The organism is Mycoplasmopsis lipophila (assembly GCF_045276895.1).
Classification (GTDB): Bacteria; Bacillota_I; Bacilli_A; order Mycoplasmatales; family Metamycoplasmataceae; genus Mycoplasmopsis; species Mycoplasmopsis lipophila.
This window is the reverse complement of the sequence record NZ_CP174165.1, coordinates 289,410-310,118: the sequence shown is the minus strand read 5'-3', so window position 1 is coordinate 310,118 and position 20,709 is coordinate 289,410. Positions and strand designations below refer to the sequence as shown.

The following is a 20,709-nucleotide window of genomic DNA, read 5'->3' as shown; positions in this document are numbered from 1 at the left end:
TTTCTTTATTATGCTTATTTTAAGGAGAGAAAATGAAAAAAACAATTTTAATTGTTATTGATGGTCTAGGGTTAAGAGATGAAAAAGTTGGAAATGGTTTTAAATTAGCAAAAACACCTACTTTTGATGATTTATTTGCTAATTATCCTAATAGTAAATTACAAGCTAGTGGTCAATATGTTGGACTTCCAGAAGGACAAATGGGTAATTCTGAAGTAGGACATTTGAATATTGGAGCTGGAACTATAGTTTATACAGGATTATCTCTTATTAATAAAAGTATTAAAGATAATACCTTTAAAAACAATGAACAATTTTTAGAAGTTTTTAAAGATGTAAAAACTAATAATTCTACTTTACACTTAATGGGATTGCTAAGTCCTGGAGGAGTTCATTCATTAGAAGATCATTTATTTTATTTATTAGATGCTGCATATGAATATGGACTTAAAAAAGTTTCTATTCATGCTTTTGGTGATGGACGTGATGTGGCACCTAAATCTATTAAATCTTCCTTAGAAAAATTACAAAGTATTTGTGATAAATATAATTATCAAATCGCTTCTATTGGTGGAAGATTTTATGGTATGGATCGTGATTCAATGTTTGATAGAGTAGAAAAACATTATAATGCTCTAATAGGTAAAGATGGAAATCACTTTGATAATGTTTTAGCTTATCTAGATAAACAATATCAAGAAAATATTACTGATGAATTTTTAATTCCCGCTTTTAATCCTCAAGCAAATTTAATAAAAAACAATGATTCAATTATTTTCTTTAACTTTAGACCTGATAGAGCAAGACAAATGACTCATTTATTTATTGGTTCTTCTTTATATCCTAATACTCCAATGAATCCAGTTAAAATTAACAAATTCTGTTCAATGATGAAATACGAAGGAATTAAAACTATAGTTGCATATGAAGAAATGCAAATCAATATGCCAATTGGAAGGGTTTTAGAACAAGCAAATAAATCACAATTAAGACTTGCCGAAACCCAAAAATATGCCCATGTTACTTACTTTATGGATGGTGGAAATGATATTGAATTTAAAAATTCAAAAAGAATTATGGTTCCATCATTAAAAGTAGAAAGTTATGCTGACGCTCCACACATGTCTGCAAAAGAAATAACTGATGAATTATTAAAAAATGCTCTTAATTATGATGTAACTATTATGAATTATGCTAATCCAGATATGGTTGGCCATACAGGTGATTTAAATGCTACTATTGAAGCAGTTTCATTTTTAGATACACAAATTAAAAGAATTAAAGATTGAGCAGAACAAAATAATGTTACTTTCTTCATTACCGCTGATCATGGAAATGCTGAATTAACTGAAGATATCCATGGTAATCATTTAACTAAACATACTTCTAGTCCAGTAATGTTCATTTCTAGTGATAAAAGTTTAAAATTAACAGATGGAAAATTAGCCAATGTTGCTCCAACCATTTTAGAATATATTGGAGTTAAACAACCTAAAGAAATGGATGAAAAATCTTTAATTATTAAATAATAATTATTGCTTCTCAATAATTAAAGATTATTAAACAAAAATTAAAAAAAGTATTTCCAATAACAAGAAATACTTTTTTTAATTTTAAACCATTGGATCTCAAGGTTCTAATTCAATAATTTTATCTTTTGCTTCTTCTAAAATTGATTGATCTACATATTTTTTGTTAACTACAACTTCAAAATTATATTTATCAAATCATTCATCAGTCATTGAGTAATAACCTTTTTTACCTACTTCATCACCTCATGAATTTTCTACTTCTCAAGTTATAGGATTACCTTTATCATCTAAATTAACTCCTACAAAAGCCATAGCATGACTAACAGGAGAAACAAAATATCTTACTCTTTCTTCTTTATTTAATTTATTTTGGAAATTAAATACTTCTTCATAATTAAATAATTTAGTATCAAAAATTCCAGTTTTATTATCAGAATAAGCACCCACATCACAACCAAATCACACAGGTTTATTATCTTTTAAAGATGCAATAGTTGCTTTTTTCATAACATCTAATGTTACATTGATGTTATTAACTACAGGAGCTTCTGAAACTGATTTTCAATATTTGTAATTAATAGTTGAATTTTTAGCATGTTCAGGACGTGGATCATCTACTAAATCTACTAAATCTAAATATTCGCTATCAGTATATTTTTTAAGAAAATCTAAAGGAGTAATATTTTCTATTTTTTGATAATTTTTATCTTTATCACGGTATTCATAAGTAAATTTCTTTGGTGGCATTCCAAGAGATTTTACTAGCACTTGATAAATAGTATATAAACCATCATTTTTAATTTTTAAAATACTTTCTGATGATTCCTTATTTTCTTGAGCTTTTTTAATATCTACAATAGTGTTAATAGTAACATAATGTAAAATAGTATTCATTTGGTAAGTATTACTTGAACTAAAAGTTTCAGGCATTGCAGATTTTGGACAAATTCCATATTTAGAAATTAAATTAGGAATAAAACCTCAATATCCACCATCACTTACTGGATCTTTATATAAAGTTGTAAATAAACGAGTATCAATAGTAAAACTTGGATTTTCAATAGCAATATTAAATAAACTATTAGCTTTTTCTAATTTGTCATAAAAATGAATAAAATTTTGTGAAAATTCAAATTCTTCAACCTTTAAAGATTCTAGAATTTTTGTTTTCATAACATTGAAAGTAGCAAAAATTCAACATCTACCTGATTTTTTTTGATTGGTAATTCCGGCTTTTTTTGTTTCTACTGAAAATTGAAAGCTATGATTTCTTAATACTTCGTTATTAAAAGAAACTTCATTAGGTCCAACTTTAGCAACTGCATTTTGAATAATTAAATTAGTTTTATCTTTAGCATATTTTTTAGCAAAATTTTCTAATAAATTTTTATCTATATTCATTTTTTCTCCTTATTTATAGTTAGATAAAGAAACTTGTGATATTTAAAATCACAAGTTTAAATAAAATTTTTATTCTTTTAAATCTTGAGGATCATTAATAATTTTTTCTATTTGTTCTCATAATGTTTTATATTCACCATAGTTAAGTTGTTTTTCTCAACCACCATACATTGCGTTACTTGGAGTTTGAACTAAAAATTGTTGTCATTCTAATTCAGTAAAAGTTTTTGTTTTATTATCATATCTTTTACCTTTAGTTCCCTCAACTTTGGTTAAAAGTTCTTTAATAGTATCAATATATTTATTTCTTTCTTCCATTGGTAAATATTTATAAGCATCATCATAGAAATCATTAAAGTCATCACCTATTTTCATAGTAACTCTTAATTTAACTTTATCTCCGGAATTAGCATCAGATTTTTTAAAGTTTCATCCTTCGGTGTTATCACTCATAGCATTCATTCTTGTATTTTTAGAAATATTTTGTCTTCCATTCATTTGCATTCATGGGGCATCATCATAAGAATTTTCACCTTTAATAGGATTAACTTGTTTCAATCAAAACATTCAATCTTTAATATATTGTTTTTTAACTCCAGCTCTTTCTAAGTTTTTCTTTAAACCTTCAATAACTTCTTTCTTTTGGTTCATATTTGAATTAAAGAATACTTGTCCACCTTTTTCAAAAACATAATTGATAAAATCAATAGCTCCAGGAATAGCTTTTCTTATTCCTTTAATATCATATTGTTCTTTATCACTAGGTTTAAATCCATCTCTCATAGATTTAGCTTCTGAATAATCATTAGCAAAAACAGTTTCATCAATATCCATAAATACAGCAGGAATAAACTTACCATTTTCTGGATTAGTTACTGAACCAGTTGTATGATTAACTTTAGTTAAATCAAATTTATTTTCTGCATTTTTAATTAAATTATCAAAAGCAGCTTTTGCTAAAGCATAGCTTTGTAATTGAGCCACCTTAGCTTCTGCTGATTTAACAAATCAAACTACAGAACCAATTTTTCCGGCATTTTTATTTAATTTTTGGATAATTTCAACTTTTTGTTGTTGAGTTAAAATATTTTTAGTATCTAATGAATCTACAAATTCTTGTTTTTGAGCATCTGTTAAAGTAGGAAATTTTTCTTGAAAAAAAGTTAAAAAATCTTGATAAGTAAATTCTTTTTTAGGTTCTGCTTTATTTTCATTAACACAAGCAGCAGATAAGGAAATCATTGGGGCAACACTAGCTAAAGCTAATCCACCAAACAATATTCTTTTATTTAATTTCATATTTTTTCTCCATTTTATAATTTGTTAATATTGCTTAAAATAGTTTATTTTGTTTAAAAAAGCTAACAAAATAGGTAATCAAGCATACTTATATTTATTAATTATTTATTATATATAAAATAATATGTATATATAATATATATAAAAATATTTTATTTATATTAAGTAATGATGGTTCTTACCAAGGAGAAAAAATGGCAACTAAAAAAACTGAAATAACAAGCACAATTGTTCAAGAAATTGGTATTCTTTCAGAAGCAGCTAATGGATATAAAAAAGAAATTAATTTAGTTTCATGAAATGGTTCAAATCCTAAATATGATATTCGTGATTGAAGTTCGGATCACCAAAAAGTATCAAAAGGAATAACCTTAACCAAAGATGAATTAATTGCTTTAAAAGATGTTTTAAACAAAATGGAAATTTAATTTTTAATTTAATTAAAATGTGGAAAATATCTTTTTTCACATTTTTATTTTTGTTAAACAAAAAATAAGGAGGAATTAAATGTTAAATTTTTTGGAAAATAGAATTCAAAAATCTATTGCTAAAATGGCTAAAAAAACTGTTGTAAAAGAAGAAGATATTTTAGAAGTTACAAGAGATATTAAATTAGCCCTTTTAGAAGCTGATGTTAATTTAAAAGTGGTTAAAGAATTTATCGCTAATGTTAAACAAAAAACTTTAGATTCTAATTTAGTTTCTTCTTTAAACGCTTCTCAGCAAATGATTAAAATTGTTCATGAAGAATTAGTTAATATTTTAGGTGGACAAGTTCAAGAATTAAAAATTACTTCTAAACCTTACATCATAATGATGACAGGATTACAAGGTTCGGGTAAAACAACTGCTGCTGCCAAATTAGCTTATTATTTTAGAAAAAAGAACTATTGTGAAAAACCTATATTAATTGCTGCTGATATTTATCGTCCCGCTGCTATTCAGCAGTTAATTACACTTGCTAAAAGTATTCAAGTAGATTATTATGAAGAAGGAATAAATACTTCTGCCCAACAAATTGTTACTAATGCTTTAAGAGTTGCTAATGAAAACAAAAATGATTTAATTATTATTGATACTGCTGGACGTTTAGCTATTGATGAACCTTTAATGAATGAATTATTTGATTTAAAAAAAATTTCTTCCCCAAATGAAATTTTCTTTGTAGCTGATGCTCTATCAGGTCAAGATATTATTAATGTTGCTAACGCTTTTAATGATAAATTAAAATTAACTGGTAGTCTTATAACTAAACTAGATTCAGATGCAAGAGGTGGGGCTGCTTTAAGTATCACTAAAGTATTAGATTTACCAATTCGTTTCATTGGTACTGGTGAAAAAATATCTAATCTTGATTTATTTTATCCAGAGCGTATGGCTGATAGAATCCTAGGAATGGGAGATGTCAAAACTTTAATTGAAAAAGCAGAAGAAAATATTGACCCTTCAATGGCTAATAATTTAGTTGCTAAATTGATTAAGGGAGAATTTTCTTTAGATGATTTGATGAATAATTTAGCTCAAATTAAAAAAATGGGTAAAATGTCTAAATTAATCAAACTTATCCCAGGTCTAGCTAATAAAATATCTGATGATCAAGTTGATAAAACAGAAGCTAAAATGGCAATTTATGAGATAATTATTTCCTCTATGACTGCTAAAGAAAGAAAAAATCCCAAACTTTTAAGAAATGCTTCTCGTAAGGAAAGAATATTAAAAGGTTCAGGAAGAAGTCCTCAAGAGTTTAATCGTTTGTTAAATGATTATGATGCAATGGTAAAAAATATGCAAGAAATGCTTAAAAAAATTAAATCTGGGGGATTTGGAGATTTATCAGGAGTGATTAAATAATGCATAATAAACCACCTATTTTTAAAAATCCATTTTGAAATTATGATGGCACAGGTAATCCTTTACATGGTTATTTTGGAATGGATAAATATTTATATTGAACCATTATTGCCTTTGCTTTTATAGCATATTTTCTAATATGAGTTTTTAGAAGAACAATTCATGATCATTTTAAAACTAGTGATGATGGAACTAAAAAGATTCAAAGATATTATTTAATTTTTGTATCTCTTATTCTTTTATTTATGCAAATATTAAGAACAATATGAGTAGTTGATAAAAGTTATGGGCGCATTTGAGAAGCAATTCCTTTACAATTTTGTCGTTTAATTTTGATTTTAATTACCGGTTTAATTATTTTTAACAAAATTGAATATATTCCTTATATAACTCCTTTTTCAACAGTTGCTGCTTCTATAGCGCTTATCGTTAGAGAAATGCCAAAATCCGTTGGTATTGATTCATATTTATTTTGAGATTTTCTTTTAATTCACCTTTTTATTTTAATTTTTCCAATGGTAATTTCTTCTATTAAACAAATTAGATTTACTATTTATGATTCTATATTTAGAATTTCCTTCATTGTATTTTTTGCTTCTATAGGATTTATCATTAACATTGTTACACTTAAATTTGCTCCAAAAGAATGAAGAAGTAATTTCTTTTTTATAGCCCCAAATGAATCAAATGGGTTACCTTTATTTAAAAATAAACCTTCTTTATGACCTTTAACTTCCTTAGTATATTTAAGTTTTTGCTTATTTTGAGAAACTCTTTCAGGTATTACATATTGCTTACAAGATAAAATTTATATCAATAAAATTGATAACTTTTGAATTTTTAAAATCAAAAAATCAGATAATTTTAGAAAATTCTTTAATATCAAACATTGAAGATTATATAAACCTAAAAAAGCTCTTATTAATTATTCTAATAAAGAAGATTTAGATAATGAAAATATAGATTTTGAATTAGATAATCAATAAACTTGCAAATTCAATTATTTGCAAGTTTTTTTATCTACTTCAAATTGGTTTGCTATATGTATTTTTATTTTGATTTCTTTAATTAGTTATAATAAGATAACTATGAAAAACAAAACTAATTATTTGCCTCTAATTTCAATTTTAATTCCTGTTCATAATAGTGAAAATGATTTTAATTCTTCTATAAAAACCGTTTTAAATCAAACCTATCAAAATTTAGAAATTATTTTTCACAATGATGCTTCTACTGATAATACAGAAAAAATATTAAAAGAACTTTCTAAAAACGATTCTAGAATAAGATACATAAATTCTTATCCTAATGTAGGTATAGGAATATCCAGAGATAAATTAATTAAAGAAGCAAAAGGTGAATTTGTTTTTTTTATCGATAGTGATGATGATTTAGTCAACCCAAAGATTATTGAAAAAGCTGCTAAACATTTAAAAAATAATTTAGATATCTTATCAACTCAATTTAAATATAAATTTGATTATAAATTAGGAAAACCTATAATCAATAATATGGTTAAAAGCTTAAAAATTAAACCAACCGCTATTCAATATTATTCAGAAACTACCATTTTTTCATGAGGACATTTTTTTAGATTAAATTTTTTAAAAGAGGCAAATGCAAATTTTGGAAAAATAAAAAATTATGAAGATATTGCTGAAATGGGAAATTTATTTTCAAAATGTAAAAATTTTAAAAAAATAAATTTATATTCAATAATTTATCACCGAAAAAATAATTCATTATCTTGTTTTGATCAAAATTATCAAAACAAGATAATTCAAATAAATAAAGCTTATGAATTAAATGTAAAAATTATTTCTAGTAATTTAAAAAATAATTTAAGTTTTAATGATTTAAATAAAATAATCAATAATGTTTTTATGGAACATTTGTCTTTAATAAGTGTTTATTATTTAAATATTAAAAATAAAGACTTAAAAAAAGAATTTAAGTCTTTTATAAATAATATTTATTTAGAAATTCTTGATATTTATCAAGATTTTGATATTAAAATAAAATATCATCATATTTCTGATTTACCAATTTTTTTAGTCAAATTTTTATTTAAAAAAAATTAAAAATTCCTATTTTTTAAATTAATTAAATTTTTTTTGATGTTTTTGCAAAAAGTGGACATATATAAGTGGAGGTAAATTTATGTATAAAAAAATCACCAAAACTCAATTTCTCAATGATATAAAAATTATCAACATCCTATATATGTTGTAGAATTAAAACAAAAGGAAAATCTTTTAGAATATAAAGCAATTTGTAAACTAGATGATTTAAAAGGTCCCAAAACCATAAAGGAGCCTCATATGACAGTGGGAAATTTAACCATTCAAGAATTAACTAATATTATTAGTGATGTTTTTGATAAAAAATTTGATGAAAGATTAAAACCTATTCAAGAGGACAAAAAAAATATTAAAGAAGATATAAAAGAATTAAAAACAGATGCTAAAATGCTTAAATCATTTCATATTAAAGAAATTAAAGAATATAATAAAAATAATAAGTAATTTTTCATTGTACTTTGTAAATTAATTTATTTATAAAATAAATAAATATAAGTAAAATATAAAGGTTATGAATAACAATAAAAATAAGGTTAAACTTTTTTTTAAAAATATTTGAATAAAATTTAAAATCTGAAAGCAAAACACAACCAAAGTTAAATATATATTCATTGTATATTTATTATTAATTATTTCTGCTTCTTTAGTTTTATTAACTCCTATATCTTATCAAAAGGGTATAAAAGTTTCTTTTTTAGATACTTTATTTACTACTATTTCTGCTTTCAGTGATACAGGATTAACTACCGTTAACACTTATAAAACTTGATCTATTTTTGGACAAGCAGTTATTGCTATTATGATTTTTATAGGTGGTTTGGGGTTTTTTGCTCTTAAAATTTTTATTGTTAATTTTCTTTTTCAAAGAAAGAATCAATTATCTGATGTAGAGTTAGTTAGTTATGAACGCGGTGGTAACTATGGACATACTTCTAAATTAATTTTTTCTTCTTTAATTTTTTTAATTTCTACTACTTTCATTTCTGGATTTATTTTAACTTTTTATTTTTATATTGTTACTCCTAATGCTACCACAAGAATTGATGCTTTATGAGAAACTAATCCTGAATATCATTTTTTAAACCCTAAAGGTAATTGATCATTAGCATTTAGATATGGGTTTTTTCATTCTATTTCTGCTATCAATAATGCTGGTTTTGATATTATTAGTTCTCATTCTTTAATGCCTTATTATGGTAATTATGGTTTACAAATTATTTTTGTTATCTTACTTTTTATAGGTGGTTTGGGATATCCTGTTATTTATGATTTAGTTTTATTTTTTAAAGCAAAGATTTTAAAAGATAAAAAAATACAAAATTTTAAATGAAGTTTATTTACTAAAATATCATTATCTACTTACTTTTTAGTTTTAATTTTTGGTTTTTTAATTACTACCCCTTTTGAAATTCTAAATTCTGATCCTGATAAATTTTTTAAATCAAATAAATATGGAAGTAAACTACAAAAAATTTGAGCTTTAATTTTTATGAACTTATCTACTCGTTCTGCTGGTTTTTCAACTATTGAATTATCTGATTTAACAAAAAGTACTATTTTAATTTTTTCAGTTTTAATGTTTATAGGAGCAGCACCTGCTTCTACTGGTGGTGGAATTAGAACTACTACTTTAGGTGTTGTAATTTTAACTATTTTTTCAAAAATCTTTGGTCGTCCATCTGTAAGAGTTTTTAAACGCAAAATTGATGATGAAAATACTAAAATGTCTTTATTAGTTTTAATCTTAAGTAACTTTTTAGTCCTTTTTGTTTCCTTAATCTTAGCAACTAGTTTTAATACTTATGGTGGTTCAATTGATAGCAATCAATTTAGTTATTTAGATTTAATTTTTGAAGCTTCTTCTGCCTTTGGTACTTCAGGTTTAACCACTGGAATTACTCCTAAATTAAACATACCTTCTAAAATAACTTTATTAATTTTAATGTTTATAGGACAATTTGGGGTTAGTTCTACTTTACTTGTGTGAGGTAAAAAGAAAAATTATTCATATAAATATGAATATGTTAGTGAAAATATTGCTATTGGATAAAAATGAATTTAAAAAAATTCATTTTTTTTAATAAAAAAAATTGTGTGGCCTTATAATATGGCTACTTATGAACATAGAAAATAATGAACAGAATTTAGACAATAAAATCAACAAAAGAAAAGATTTTGTAAATAACATTATCAAATCTTTTAAATTTACTAGTTTAGATATAGCTATCTGTGGTATTTTTTTATCCATTCAATTAATTACAATGGTAATTAGTAGAATGACAATTTTAAGAATTATTCCCTTAGATTTAGAATTTCTATTCTACATTATCTACGGAGCAATTTTAGGACCTTTTAAAGGGGCTTTGCTTGCTTTTATGGGAGATGTTTTAAATATGCTCATTGGTGGAACTATAGGACTATGATATTATGGATATGCCTTAGTATCAATCTCTATTCCTATTATTAGTTTTTTATTTGTATATTTATTTAAAAAAAATAAATATTTTCAACTAATATTTCCAATTTTTGTAATTACTTTAGCTATAAGTATTGCTATTTTAACCTTATTAAAATTTTCTAATAATGGACGAATCTTTTTACAAACTTCTAGAAAAGGTAATAAATATCCCATTTCTATTAGTATTATCATCATAATTATGAGTATTTATATTCTTTTTGCTCTTTTAACTGTGATTGCTTTTTTTGTTATTTATAAAAAAACTCAAAAAGAAAAATGAAAAAATTATTTATTAATTTTTAGTTTAATTATTTTTATTATTGTAATTTTTAGATGAACTTTTGGTTCTATGCTTTACATTGATTATTTTAATAAAATTAAAGCACCACAAAGTCCTAATCCTATGTCTATTAAAGAACATTATTTATTATTTACTTATCCTATTATTATTAAAAGCCTTTTTACTATACCTATTTATACTGTAATTGCCACTCCTATTTTTAATGTAGTAGAGATATTAAAAGAAAAATACCTAGATAAAAATAACAAAGTTTCTTATTAATTTATATAATTAAATAATTATGAATGAAGTTTTAAATAATCATTTAACCAAAAGTAGAAAAATAAGAATTGAAATTATCAATGTTCTTTACAAATATGAACTTTTAGAAAAAAACATTCTTTTAGATAAATTATTTGAAGAAGAAAAAGAACTTTCTAATGAAGCTTTTAAAAAAATAGAAGCTATTAGCAAAAACTATAATTTTTTTAAAGAAACTATTTCTTTATTTTTAAATAATAATTGACAATGAAATCGTATTTCTCCACTTATACGAGCAATTTTGATTTTAGCTGCTTTTGAAATGATGATTATTGATCAACCTAAAATAGTTATTAATGAAGCTATAGAAATTACTAAAATGTATTTTGATAAAGACAATGAATATAAAATGGTAAATGCTATTTTAGAAAACATTTATAAATATTATTTAAAAAATGAATTATTAAACAAATAATTATAAGCTTATAATTATTTTAAAGTTATATAGTAATATATAACTTGTAGAAAGCACTTTATATAATGAAAAATAAAAAATGATTTGTGTTAACCTTATCATCAAGTTTTATTACTTTGCCTTTAATTACCTTTAATGTTTCATGTAATTGAAAAAATAATCCATCTGAACAAAATGAAGAAAATAGTAATATTCCAGAACAATACCAAGAAGCATATTCTAAACTTAAAGAATTTAAAAATGAATTATTAAATACTCAAAAAACTTTATTTCAAGTTTTAAATAAACCTCTTGAAGAAAATTTAAGCAAAGATTATCAAGAACTAATTAATCCATTTTTGAAAATTATTCCTAATTTAATTGAAAATGAAAAATTAAATAATAGTCAATCTTTAACTTCGAAAATCAATGATTTACTACAAAAATATCCTTCTAATAACACATTACAAAAAATCATAGGAACTAAAGAAAAACCAAGTATTTTAAATAAAATCTTAACTAGTTTAGTTAGTTTATCAGAAGATGCTTTTCAGCAATTAAATGCTAATGCTAACTACTTTCAATATGATGAAAATAGTAATTTAAGTATTCATAAATTAGTTCCTCTTATTTATGAAGGACTAGAAAAAATTGAAAGTGGGCAAATTATTCCTATTTCTGAAATTGAAAATTATTTAAAAGAAGCTTATAGCTATATAGCGAATAGAATTATGCATCCAAATCCCAAGAGTTTAAAAAATTTAGAAGAAATTGAAAAAATTAAAGATAATGAAATTGATAAACTTATCAAAACTTACAATAATTCTTCTGCTAGCGGACACAATCATTCACATTCTAGTTTGAATATGCTTTGAGAATATAATTGAAATATGCATTTATTAAATAAATATTTAGCTTCTTCTAATAATGAGTTAAATATTTCTAAATTAGAAGAATTAGTTAAAAATGAAAATCAAGAAATTAAAGATTTTATTGTTATTTTAAAAAATATTATTAGTAAGTGAAATACTTTTTCTTGAAGTAAATTAACTTCTTGAGAAAAAACTTTAGAAAAACAAAATTACTTTATGTTAATGAATAAACGATTTAAACTCTTAAAAAATCAACTTATTGAATTAAGTAAATTATTTAAAATAACCAATACCAACAATATTTTTCCTAAAATATCTTTAGCTGATGGAACTGAATTATAAAAAATATGAACTCTTACTTTGAGTTCATATTTTAATTTAATTAAATAATTTAAGAAATAAATGAAACTGAATTTGCAGTAGAACCATTAGCAGTTTTTAACGCACATTTCAATTTAACTTCTTTTATTTTAGTTCCTTTATTACCATTACCATGTTGATTTCATAATTTAACAGTAATAGTAGCAGTATTTTCATCTGTACGTTCTACATTAGTTATTTCATATCCAAAGTAATCTTTATCATAACCAGATAGGGTTAATCATTTAGGTTCTATTTTTCCTGTTGGTTCATTTATAGCGGTATTTAATTGAGATGAAAATTCTGGTGTCGCTTCTCATTTTGTTATATTTTTAGCTTGTGTAATAAATTCTTGATCTCAATCAGTTTGATAATTTGTGCCACTAAGTTTTTGAGCTATTTGTACTTCTAAAATACCTTGGCTATATTGAACACCAGTTTTGGTTCTTATAGAAATGGTTGCTAATAATTTTTTTCCTTGACGTGATACACTATCAATAGAAACATCATATAAATCTTTATCATATCCTGTAACATTTAAAAATGTAGAAGGAATTTGTAGACTATCATTATTTATAAAATCATCTTTTTGAGAAGGAGCATCCTTACTTCATTCTAAATTCATTTTCATAAATTCTTTTTTCCAAATTTCATCTCAATTAAGACTTTGAGAACCATGAATAATAGAAGCTTTAATTTTGAAAATATTAAAGAAATGAGTTAATCTTTCAAAATATCATTTTCCATAGCCTTTTTGATCATTACTTAAAACATAACGACCTTTTTGTTTATTTAAAACATCATTGTATATCATTTCAAGAAATCCAGATGCTACAACATTTCCTTTGCTATCTTTAGCACCTTCTAATTTTGCTTTAATACCTTTTGGAAAATCATCAGTATTACTATTGTGATCAACTTTATCAGTTAATGTTTCAGATTTAACAATATCATCATATACTGAAGCAGTATAGTTTCTTTCTATAAGAGAATTTACTTCATCAACTAATAACTCAAAAGCTTGGAAAGCTTCATCTCTTTCTTTAATAGTGTTATTTAAACTTGAAGTAAGAGTTTCAATATTTTTTAAAACACCATAAAGACTATTAGTATTTTCGCTATCTGAAATATGACCTAATGAAGTAATTAATTTTTTAATAGTTTCTTCTTCGATTGTCTTAACTTTTGCTTCATATTCTTTAAAAATTGATTCAAATTTTTTCTTTTTTCATTGATCTTTTGAACCATTGTATGAATTTTGTTTTTTTGTAGGAATTTCTTTAAGTATTTTTAAACTATTTTCTATTTTTGAATAAATATCTTTAATTTCACTTAATTCTTTATCTAAAGGAGTTAAATCAAAAACAGCAGAATTACTAAAAATTTGATCATTCATAGTTATTTTTGCTTGTTCATATCCTTTTGTTTTATAGTCATCTTCTACTACTTTATATGCTTGAAGCATTTTGGTTAATCTATCTTGAAATTTAGCAATCAATTCATTAAAATAAAGTTTATGTTGTCCCGTTGTTGATGTGTATTTAGAATCATTGTAATTTTCTATAGTAACATATGATCAATATGAGTTTGGAAAACCCGCATCTGTTAAAAGAGATTTAAATTTTTGGATATTGTCATTTTCAATTTTATTTTTATAACTTTCTAATGATTGTTTAAATGAATCTTCACCAATAATAGCTTTTTCTAATCTAGAAACTAATTCTTTTATTTTTTCATAAAAGAATTTGGTTCTTACATTATTTTTATGATAATTACCATTATTTGTTTTGGAAATGTATTCTTTAATACTTAAATTATCCATTGTTTGTTTAACATTTAGTGCTTCAGTAATTTCCTTATGTAATAATTTATTAGAATCAGAAATAGCAATTAAATTGTTTTCTAAAAATTGATACTCATTATACAATTTTTCATATTGTTCTCTTTCATCAACAGTTTTAGAAGTTGATAATTGAGTATAAGCATTATTTAATTCTTCATGAATAGCATTAAAATATGCTAAAGTTCTAGATTCATAAAAACTAGATTTTTGTTGATCTTTATAGTTGTAAAACATTTTTTCTGCTGCGTTATCAAGAAAAGTTTTAAATTCTTTTATGTAATTTTCATAACCTGCAACTGCTTTTACAATTTCAACTTTGTTAATATTTTTATCATCATCTCTATATTTAGAACAAACTATGTAGTCTTTATAATTATCTAATTCAGAAGAATTGATAATTTTATAATCTTCAATACAGAACTTATTATTTTTGTTAAAAAATTCTTTTTTTCAATTTAGAATATCTGTAAAAATATCTTGTATTGCTTGTACTTTTGCTGCCTTTAATCTTTTCGCTTCTTCTAATCTTGCATTTAAACTATCATAAAAAGTTTGATTTCTAGAAGGAGTTTTTTCTTCACTACTATTTTGATATCCTTCTGCTTCTTTTAACAATGCATCAACTATATTTACATAATCTCTATGTATTTCTTGATAAGCTATTAAATCCCTACTAAAATCAATTTCATTAGAAGAACTAGAGTTTAATGTACCTCATTGGGTTGGATTTGTTCCTAAAGTCATAAAAGTTTTATAATTACCTAATTTTTCAGGAGTAATATAAGTATTATGTTCAATATTTAATTCAGTTACTAAATTAGCAACTTTTTCTTCATATTCTTTTAATTCATTAACTTTAGCTTCATAAGTTTTAACTCTTGAAGTAATTTGGGCAGTTAAATCTTGCAATTCATTTTCATCAATATATCTAGGGCTTTTTAAATCTCCTTTATCAAATGCTTTATTATTTCAAGCATCATAAATAGGTTTTAAACCATCAATAGCATTTTCTCATATCGCTGCTAAATATTTACCAGTTTGTTTTCCTCTATTAAATTCTACTTCTGCTTTTTTAGCAAGTAAAGTAATTCAAGCATCAGTAAATGCTTTTCTTGATTTTTGATATGATTCAAATTTTGTAAAATAAGGATCAAAATATTTAGTATCAATTTCTGCGGCTTTATTGTTAGATGGATCACCTCATAATAATTTTAAATTATCTAAATTATTATTATTTTTGTAAGTATCAATATCATTAAGAACTTGAGATATTTTTTGATCTAAATCATCATAAGGTTTTTTATATTCAATGTTCATTTTATAGGTTTCTCTATAAATAGTCATTTTATCAGTGATATATTTTTTTAGAGAATTATAGATAGAAGTAATATCAGTTAAATTTTTATTAGTTTCTATAATTTGTTTAAAGTCAATACCTTTAATTGAATATCATTTTGAATAAACAACAGTGGTTTTATTAGGATTATCATCAGTTGCTTCTTTAACAATTTTTGAAAATCTATAATTAACAGTAAAGGTTTTTGAATTTTGATCAAATTCTAAAGCTTTTAATCTATTTGGATTATTAACAGAACTAACCCCTGCATATTCTACTTTAATAGAATCATCAATATAATTTTCAGAAGTTTTATCTTTAATACCAAAGTTAATAAATTTATTTATTAAATCTCTAGTATATGCTTCTCTATCAAGATTATCTTTGATTTTTTCATTTCAAATTTGTTCAATATCTTTATTCAATTCAGGGTGGTTTTTAGGTTCAACTTTTAAGTTTTGATTATATTTATCGAATTGTGAACTAATAGTTTTGAAACCATTATCTGAAAAGGTTCTAACAGTACCAAAAAGAATTCTAATTCCAGCAACTACTTTGTAAAATTTATCAATAATAGTTAATCTACCTGTTACATCATCTGCATAAAAGGTAGTTTCAATATCATATTTTGAAGTAATTTTAGAATCTAATGAACCTTTAATTTTTTCTGAATTAATTTCTGAAGGAAAACTATTTATTTTTAAATTAGTATTATCAATAATTCTTTTAACACTTTTTAATGAATTAATTTCTTGATCAATAGATTTTAATTGTTTTTCTGCTTCATTACTCTTTGAAGAAATAAGATCGTAATTATTTTTAAAATTTTCTCATTTTTCTTCAATATTACTATTTGAAGCTAAAGCATTATAGTAATCGGTTTTTAATAATCTATATACTTCTGTATATTTAGGATCACTAGCTGCTTTATCTAAAATTTCTTTAGCTTTTTCAACTTTAAATTGCATATCATTACGAGTTTCTTCTCTGTATTCATGTTCTTTCTTAACTTCATTTAAAGTTTTTAACAAAATTTCAGTTTTTTCAATAAAACCTTTTTGATCTGTATAAGAAGCGGTAGAATAGTTTTCTGCTTCTTCAATTTTTTCATTAAGTTTTAATTTCAAATCTCTATCCATGAAATTAAATTTTTCTTTTCCGACTGCTTTATCTAAATAAACTTTAGCAGCATTAATTTGATCAATTAATGCTTCTTTAGCAATGGTTTTATTTTTATCTTTATTATTTGCTTGATATGTTCAAACCCCAATACCTGCACCAGCTGCTGCAAGAGCTAAAGAACCACCTACTGTTAAACCAATAATTAAATTCTTTTTACTTTTTTTGTTTGTCATCCCCATTGGATTATATGGGGCAGGCATACCATAACCAGGATTATATACACCAGGTAAAAGTGGTTGTTGTAAGGTAGGTAAATTAGTAAAACCAGTATAAGGTGCTATTTCTTGTGCTTGATATAATGATGGAACATTATTAGGATTATTTTGTGGAGTTGCAGGAACCAATGCTGGAGCATTAGATAAATCCGGACTCATAGGTTGTTGAACTTGATTAGGAAAAACATTAGCATTTTGCATTTGCATATTATTTTGTGCTAATGGGTTGGGTTGTTGATTTAAATTTTGGTTAGCAAAATTTTGTTGTTGACTCATTATTGGATTTTGATTGAAAGCATTGTTTGGTTGAGTAAACTGATTAGGTTGTTGATTTTGAGCAAAAGCTTGCATAGGATCTTGTCCATTTACTTGCATTGGATTTGGTTGTTGCATATATTGAGGATTAACAAAATTATTACCTTGTGGATTCATAGGGTTTTGCATCATATTTTGTTGTTGAACATTATTTTGATTTTTATTCTTTTTCATAATATTTCCTTTACATTAGATATTTAATTTTGTTAACTAAATATTACAGAACCTCATTGTGTACTTGTTTTATTAGCAATTTCCATTAAACTAGTAACTTGAATTGCAATTTTATCTGGATCGGGTTGAGTAGAAAATGTTTCACTAGCTTTTTCACTTTCAGATTTTAATTGTTCATATAATCTTTTTGATTCTTCACTAGTTCCTGATTCATTATACTTTGTTTGATTAGAAGTTAATCAAGCTTTAACTTTTTTATTTCTTTCATACAGAATTTTAGATTGGTTTTTATGTTTATCTACTTTATTTTTAAAGTTTACTAAATCTTGGTTTTGAAATTCATTAATTTTATTTCTTAAAGTATTTTCATCATAATTATTAGAGTTTAAGAAATCTTTATATTTTTTTTCAATTTCTTGTGCTTCTTTTTGTAAATTATTTCTAGCACCAGAATTATTTGATTCATAATCTCCTGAAACCAAAAGATAATTATTATTAAAGTAATTATCTGAATTTGAGGGGTTATAAACTTGTGATTTTCATTCTTTATTAGAGTTTGTTAATAAATCTCACAATTGATTCATAACTTCTTTTTTATCTTCATATCTTTTTTTTCTATTTTTTCAATCTGCTAAAATTTTTGCAAAAGTATCTTCTCATTTCTTCTTATCAATTTCAACTATTTTATTATTTTCAAATGATTGAACAAATTCTTTTTGAGTTTTTATATAGTTATCAAAATTACTATCAAAAATTTCTTTATGGCCTTCTTTTGTTTCATTATCATAATTCTTGTTTACAGTATTTTTAATAAAATACATTATTGATTGATTATTATTTTCATCAAAAATTTCATTATTTGTTTTTTCAAGTAATAATTTTTTGGCATGATAGTTATTTGTTGCTTCGATAGTACTATTAACTGAAACAGTAGTTTGTAATTCTGAAGTTGAATCAGTTTTTTTAATGAATTTTCTAGTTTCAACATCATAGCCAACAATTAATTCATGTTTAATAATATAAGTTATAGAAACTCTTCCTTCACTTTCTAAATCAATACTTTTAATTTCATATTTAAAATTAGAGTTTAACTTAGTTCTATTTTCAATTTTCATTGAGAATAATTTTGATAATTCTGAATTTTTAAAAATATTTTCATTAGATTCAAAATTATTCACACCCAAACGACTAATTCATTCATCATTCTTTTTTCTAAATTCTTGAACTAATTTGTTTACTGCTTCTTCTGTTCATTCAGGTTTTTGATTTTCAGAAAGTAAAATAGGAGTTGCATTCAATGTAGGGGTATCATTGGTATTTTGAATACTTTTGCTATTTTTAACTCCACTAACTACTTTTCCTCTTTTATCACTTACCAAAACTTTTTCATTAGTTCCATCCAATGGATAGTAATATTTAATGTTTAATTTTAATTGTCCAGTTTGATCATTAGGAATTAAATCACAAGTTGGTTGACCATCAACTTCTGATTTATAGTATTTTTTGTGGATATTTGTATCTTCAGCATTTAAGTTAAATACTTGATCTATATTACTACTATTGAAATCTGAAGGGTATAAATTTGAACTATCACTATTAACAGCATAATGAATATCTTGTAATCTTGAAACTTCATCTAAGAAAGTACGTAATTTTAATGAATATTCATTTTGAGAATTTCTAAATTTTTGAACTTCTGCTTCTAATAATTTTCTAGTAGTTTGAACATCTTTTAAGTCAAGATATTTAATTAATTCATCACATAACAATTCATATCTAGTTTTAAAATATCTTCTAATTTTTTCAAAACTTGATCCACCTGAAGCACCATTATTGTCAACTGAATTTAATCTTTCTTTGATTGAATCTCATAAAGATTTATCACGTGATTCAAATTTTTCAGTATCTTTAATGTTTTTAATTAAATCTTTTTGTCTGTAATAACCTTCAAATTCTTCTTTATAACCTACAACCTTGTTTTTAATTGTTGATAAAGTTGTTTTAATAACTGCTATTTGATTTGACTTTTGAACTTCATCAACCATTTTTCTAATTTCATCTTTAGTTTGTTTGCCTAATTCTGCTAAATAATCAGATTTTTCTGATTCTGGTTTTTCATTTAATGAATTAACTAAATTTGATAAACTATTTTCTTGATTTTTAATTTCTTGTAAAACAGAATTTTTTTGATCTTTAGCTGCTTTTTGTTTCAAAAAAATAGAAGCTGTAGTAATTCCACCAGCTAAAACAACTAATCCTACTGATACACCAATTGATGTAGCAATAATTTTTTTCTTTTGTTGCTTTTTAATTTTTTCCGCAACATTTGGATCATACATTGCATATTGTGGATTAAAAGCAGGTTGAACAGTCATTAACTCATAAGTGAATTGATTTGTAGGCATAGGCATCATTGTTGTTGGAAACATAGAATTAGGATCCATACCTTGATTTTGAACTAATGCTAAACTATTATTTGCATTTGGATTCATACCTGGTTGCATAGGATTTTGTTGTCCCATCACCATATTTGGATCTACTCCTGGTTGCATTGGGTTAGGTTGTTGTCCCATCATTGCGTTTGGATCAAAATTTGGTTGCATAGGATTTTGACCATTTGGTTGCATTGGGTTAGGTTGTTGTCCCATCATTGCGTTTGGATCAAAATTTGGTTGCATAGGATTTTGACCATTATTGAAATTGTTATTATCCATAAATTTTCCCCTCATAAATTAAACAAATAACAACTTAATAAAATAAGTCATAATTTATATTATTAATATATAAATAAATTG

Annotated in this window: 14 protein-coding genes; 10 read left to right on the top strand and 4 right to left on the bottom strand. The window is 24.0% G+C overall.

All coding sequences use genetic code 4. The annotated features are described in order from the left end of the window. The first annotated feature begins 32 nt into the window (after positions 1-32). On the top strand, positions 33-1,529 hold the full coding sequence (gpmI, locus tag ACJA27_RS01330; RefSeq protein WP_406618196.1) for a 2,3-bisphosphoglycerate-independent phosphoglycerate mutase: 1,497 nt from the start codon (positions 33-35) through the stop codon (positions 1,527-1,529). Positions 1,530-1,613: 84 nt separating this feature from the next. On the opposite strand, the gene ACJA27_RS01325 is transcribed toward gpmI, so the two are convergent. Beyond that, the gene (locus ACJA27_RS01325; protein WP_406618195.1) at positions 1,614-2,933 is read right to left on the bottom strand and encodes an aminopeptidase C; all 1,320 of its coding nucleotides are present in this window, start codon (positions 2,931-2,933) and stop codon (positions 1,614-1,616) included. Between the two features lie 69 nt (positions 2,934-3,002). Next, positions 3,003-4,232, bottom strand: coding sequence for an HAD family acid phosphatase (locus ACJA27_RS01320; protein WP_406618194.1), 1,230 nt, complete (start codon positions 4,230-4,232; stop codon positions 3,003-3,005). 194 nt (positions 4,233-4,426) lie between these two features. Between ACJA27_RS01320 and ACJA27_RS01315 the strand changes: the two genes are divergently transcribed. The 9 genes from ACJA27_RS01315 to ACJA27_RS01275 all read left to right on the top strand — a co-directional run bounded on the left by ACJA27_RS01315 (position 4,427) and on the right by ACJA27_RS01275 (position 12,831). Next, positions 4,427-4,660: a YdbC family protein gene (locus tag ACJA27_RS01315; RefSeq protein WP_406618193.1), complete on the top strand. Its 234-nt coding sequence runs from the start codon at positions 4,427-4,429 to the stop codon at positions 4,658-4,660. A 79-nt stretch (positions 4,661-4,739) separates the two neighbouring features. Beyond that, complete coding sequence (gene ffh, locus ACJA27_RS01310; RefSeq protein WP_406618192.1) at positions 4,740-6,083, top strand: signal recognition particle protein; 1,344 nt, start codon at positions 4,740-4,742, stop codon at positions 6,081-6,083. Next, the gene (locus tag ACJA27_RS01305) at positions 6,083-7,069 is read left to right on the top strand and encodes a hypothetical protein (RefSeq protein WP_406618191.1); all 987 of its coding nucleotides are present in this window, start codon (positions 6,083-6,085) and stop codon (positions 7,067-7,069) included. The genes ffh and ACJA27_RS01305 overlap by 1 nt, the downstream gene beginning before the upstream one ends. Before the next feature lie 102 nt (positions 7,070-7,171). Further along, a complete protein-coding gene (locus ACJA27_RS01300) occupies positions 7,172-8,164 on the top strand; it encodes a glycosyltransferase family 2 protein (protein WP_406618190.1) in 993 nt (330 codons plus the stop codon). 240 nt (positions 8,165-8,404) lie between these two features. After that, the gene (locus tag ACJA27_RS01295; RefSeq protein WP_406618189.1) at positions 8,405-8,608 is read left to right on the top strand and encodes a hypothetical protein; all 204 of its coding nucleotides are present in this window, start codon (positions 8,405-8,407) and stop codon (positions 8,606-8,608) included. Between the two features lie 67 nt (positions 8,609-8,675). Beyond that, positions 8,676-10,214, top strand: coding sequence for a TrkH family potassium uptake protein (locus tag ACJA27_RS01290; protein WP_406618188.1), 1,539 nt, complete (start codon positions 8,676-8,678; stop codon positions 10,212-10,214). Between the two features lie 67 nt (positions 10,215-10,281). Then, complete coding sequence (locus ACJA27_RS01285; protein ID WP_406618187.1) at positions 10,282-11,184, top strand: ECF transporter S component; 903 nt, start codon at positions 10,282-10,284, stop codon at positions 11,182-11,184. A 19-nt stretch (positions 11,185-11,203) separates the two neighbouring features. Beyond that, complete coding sequence (locus ACJA27_RS01280; RefSeq protein WP_406618186.1) at positions 11,204-11,638, top strand: transcription antitermination protein NusB; 435 nt, start codon at positions 11,204-11,206, stop codon at positions 11,636-11,638. Between the two features lie 65 nt (positions 11,639-11,703). Then, entirely contained in the window at positions 11,704-12,831 is a 1,128-nt protein-coding gene (locus tag ACJA27_RS01275; RefSeq protein WP_406618185.1) for an MAG5150 family histidine triad lipoprotein, read from the top strand. A gap of 49 nt (positions 12,832-12,880) precedes the next feature. On the opposite strand, the gene ACJA27_RS01270 is transcribed toward ACJA27_RS01275, so the two are convergent. Then, on the bottom strand, positions 12,881-17,914 hold the full coding sequence (locus ACJA27_RS01270; protein ID WP_406618184.1) for a hypothetical protein: 5,034 nt from the start codon (positions 17,912-17,914) through the stop codon (positions 12,881-12,883). 32 nt (positions 17,915-17,946) lie between these two features. Further along, positions 17,947-20,628: a hypothetical protein gene (locus ACJA27_RS01265; RefSeq protein ID WP_406618183.1), complete on the bottom strand. Its 2,682-nt coding sequence runs from the start codon at positions 20,626-20,628 to the stop codon at positions 17,947-17,949. Positions 20,629-20,709 lie beyond the last annotated feature (81 nt).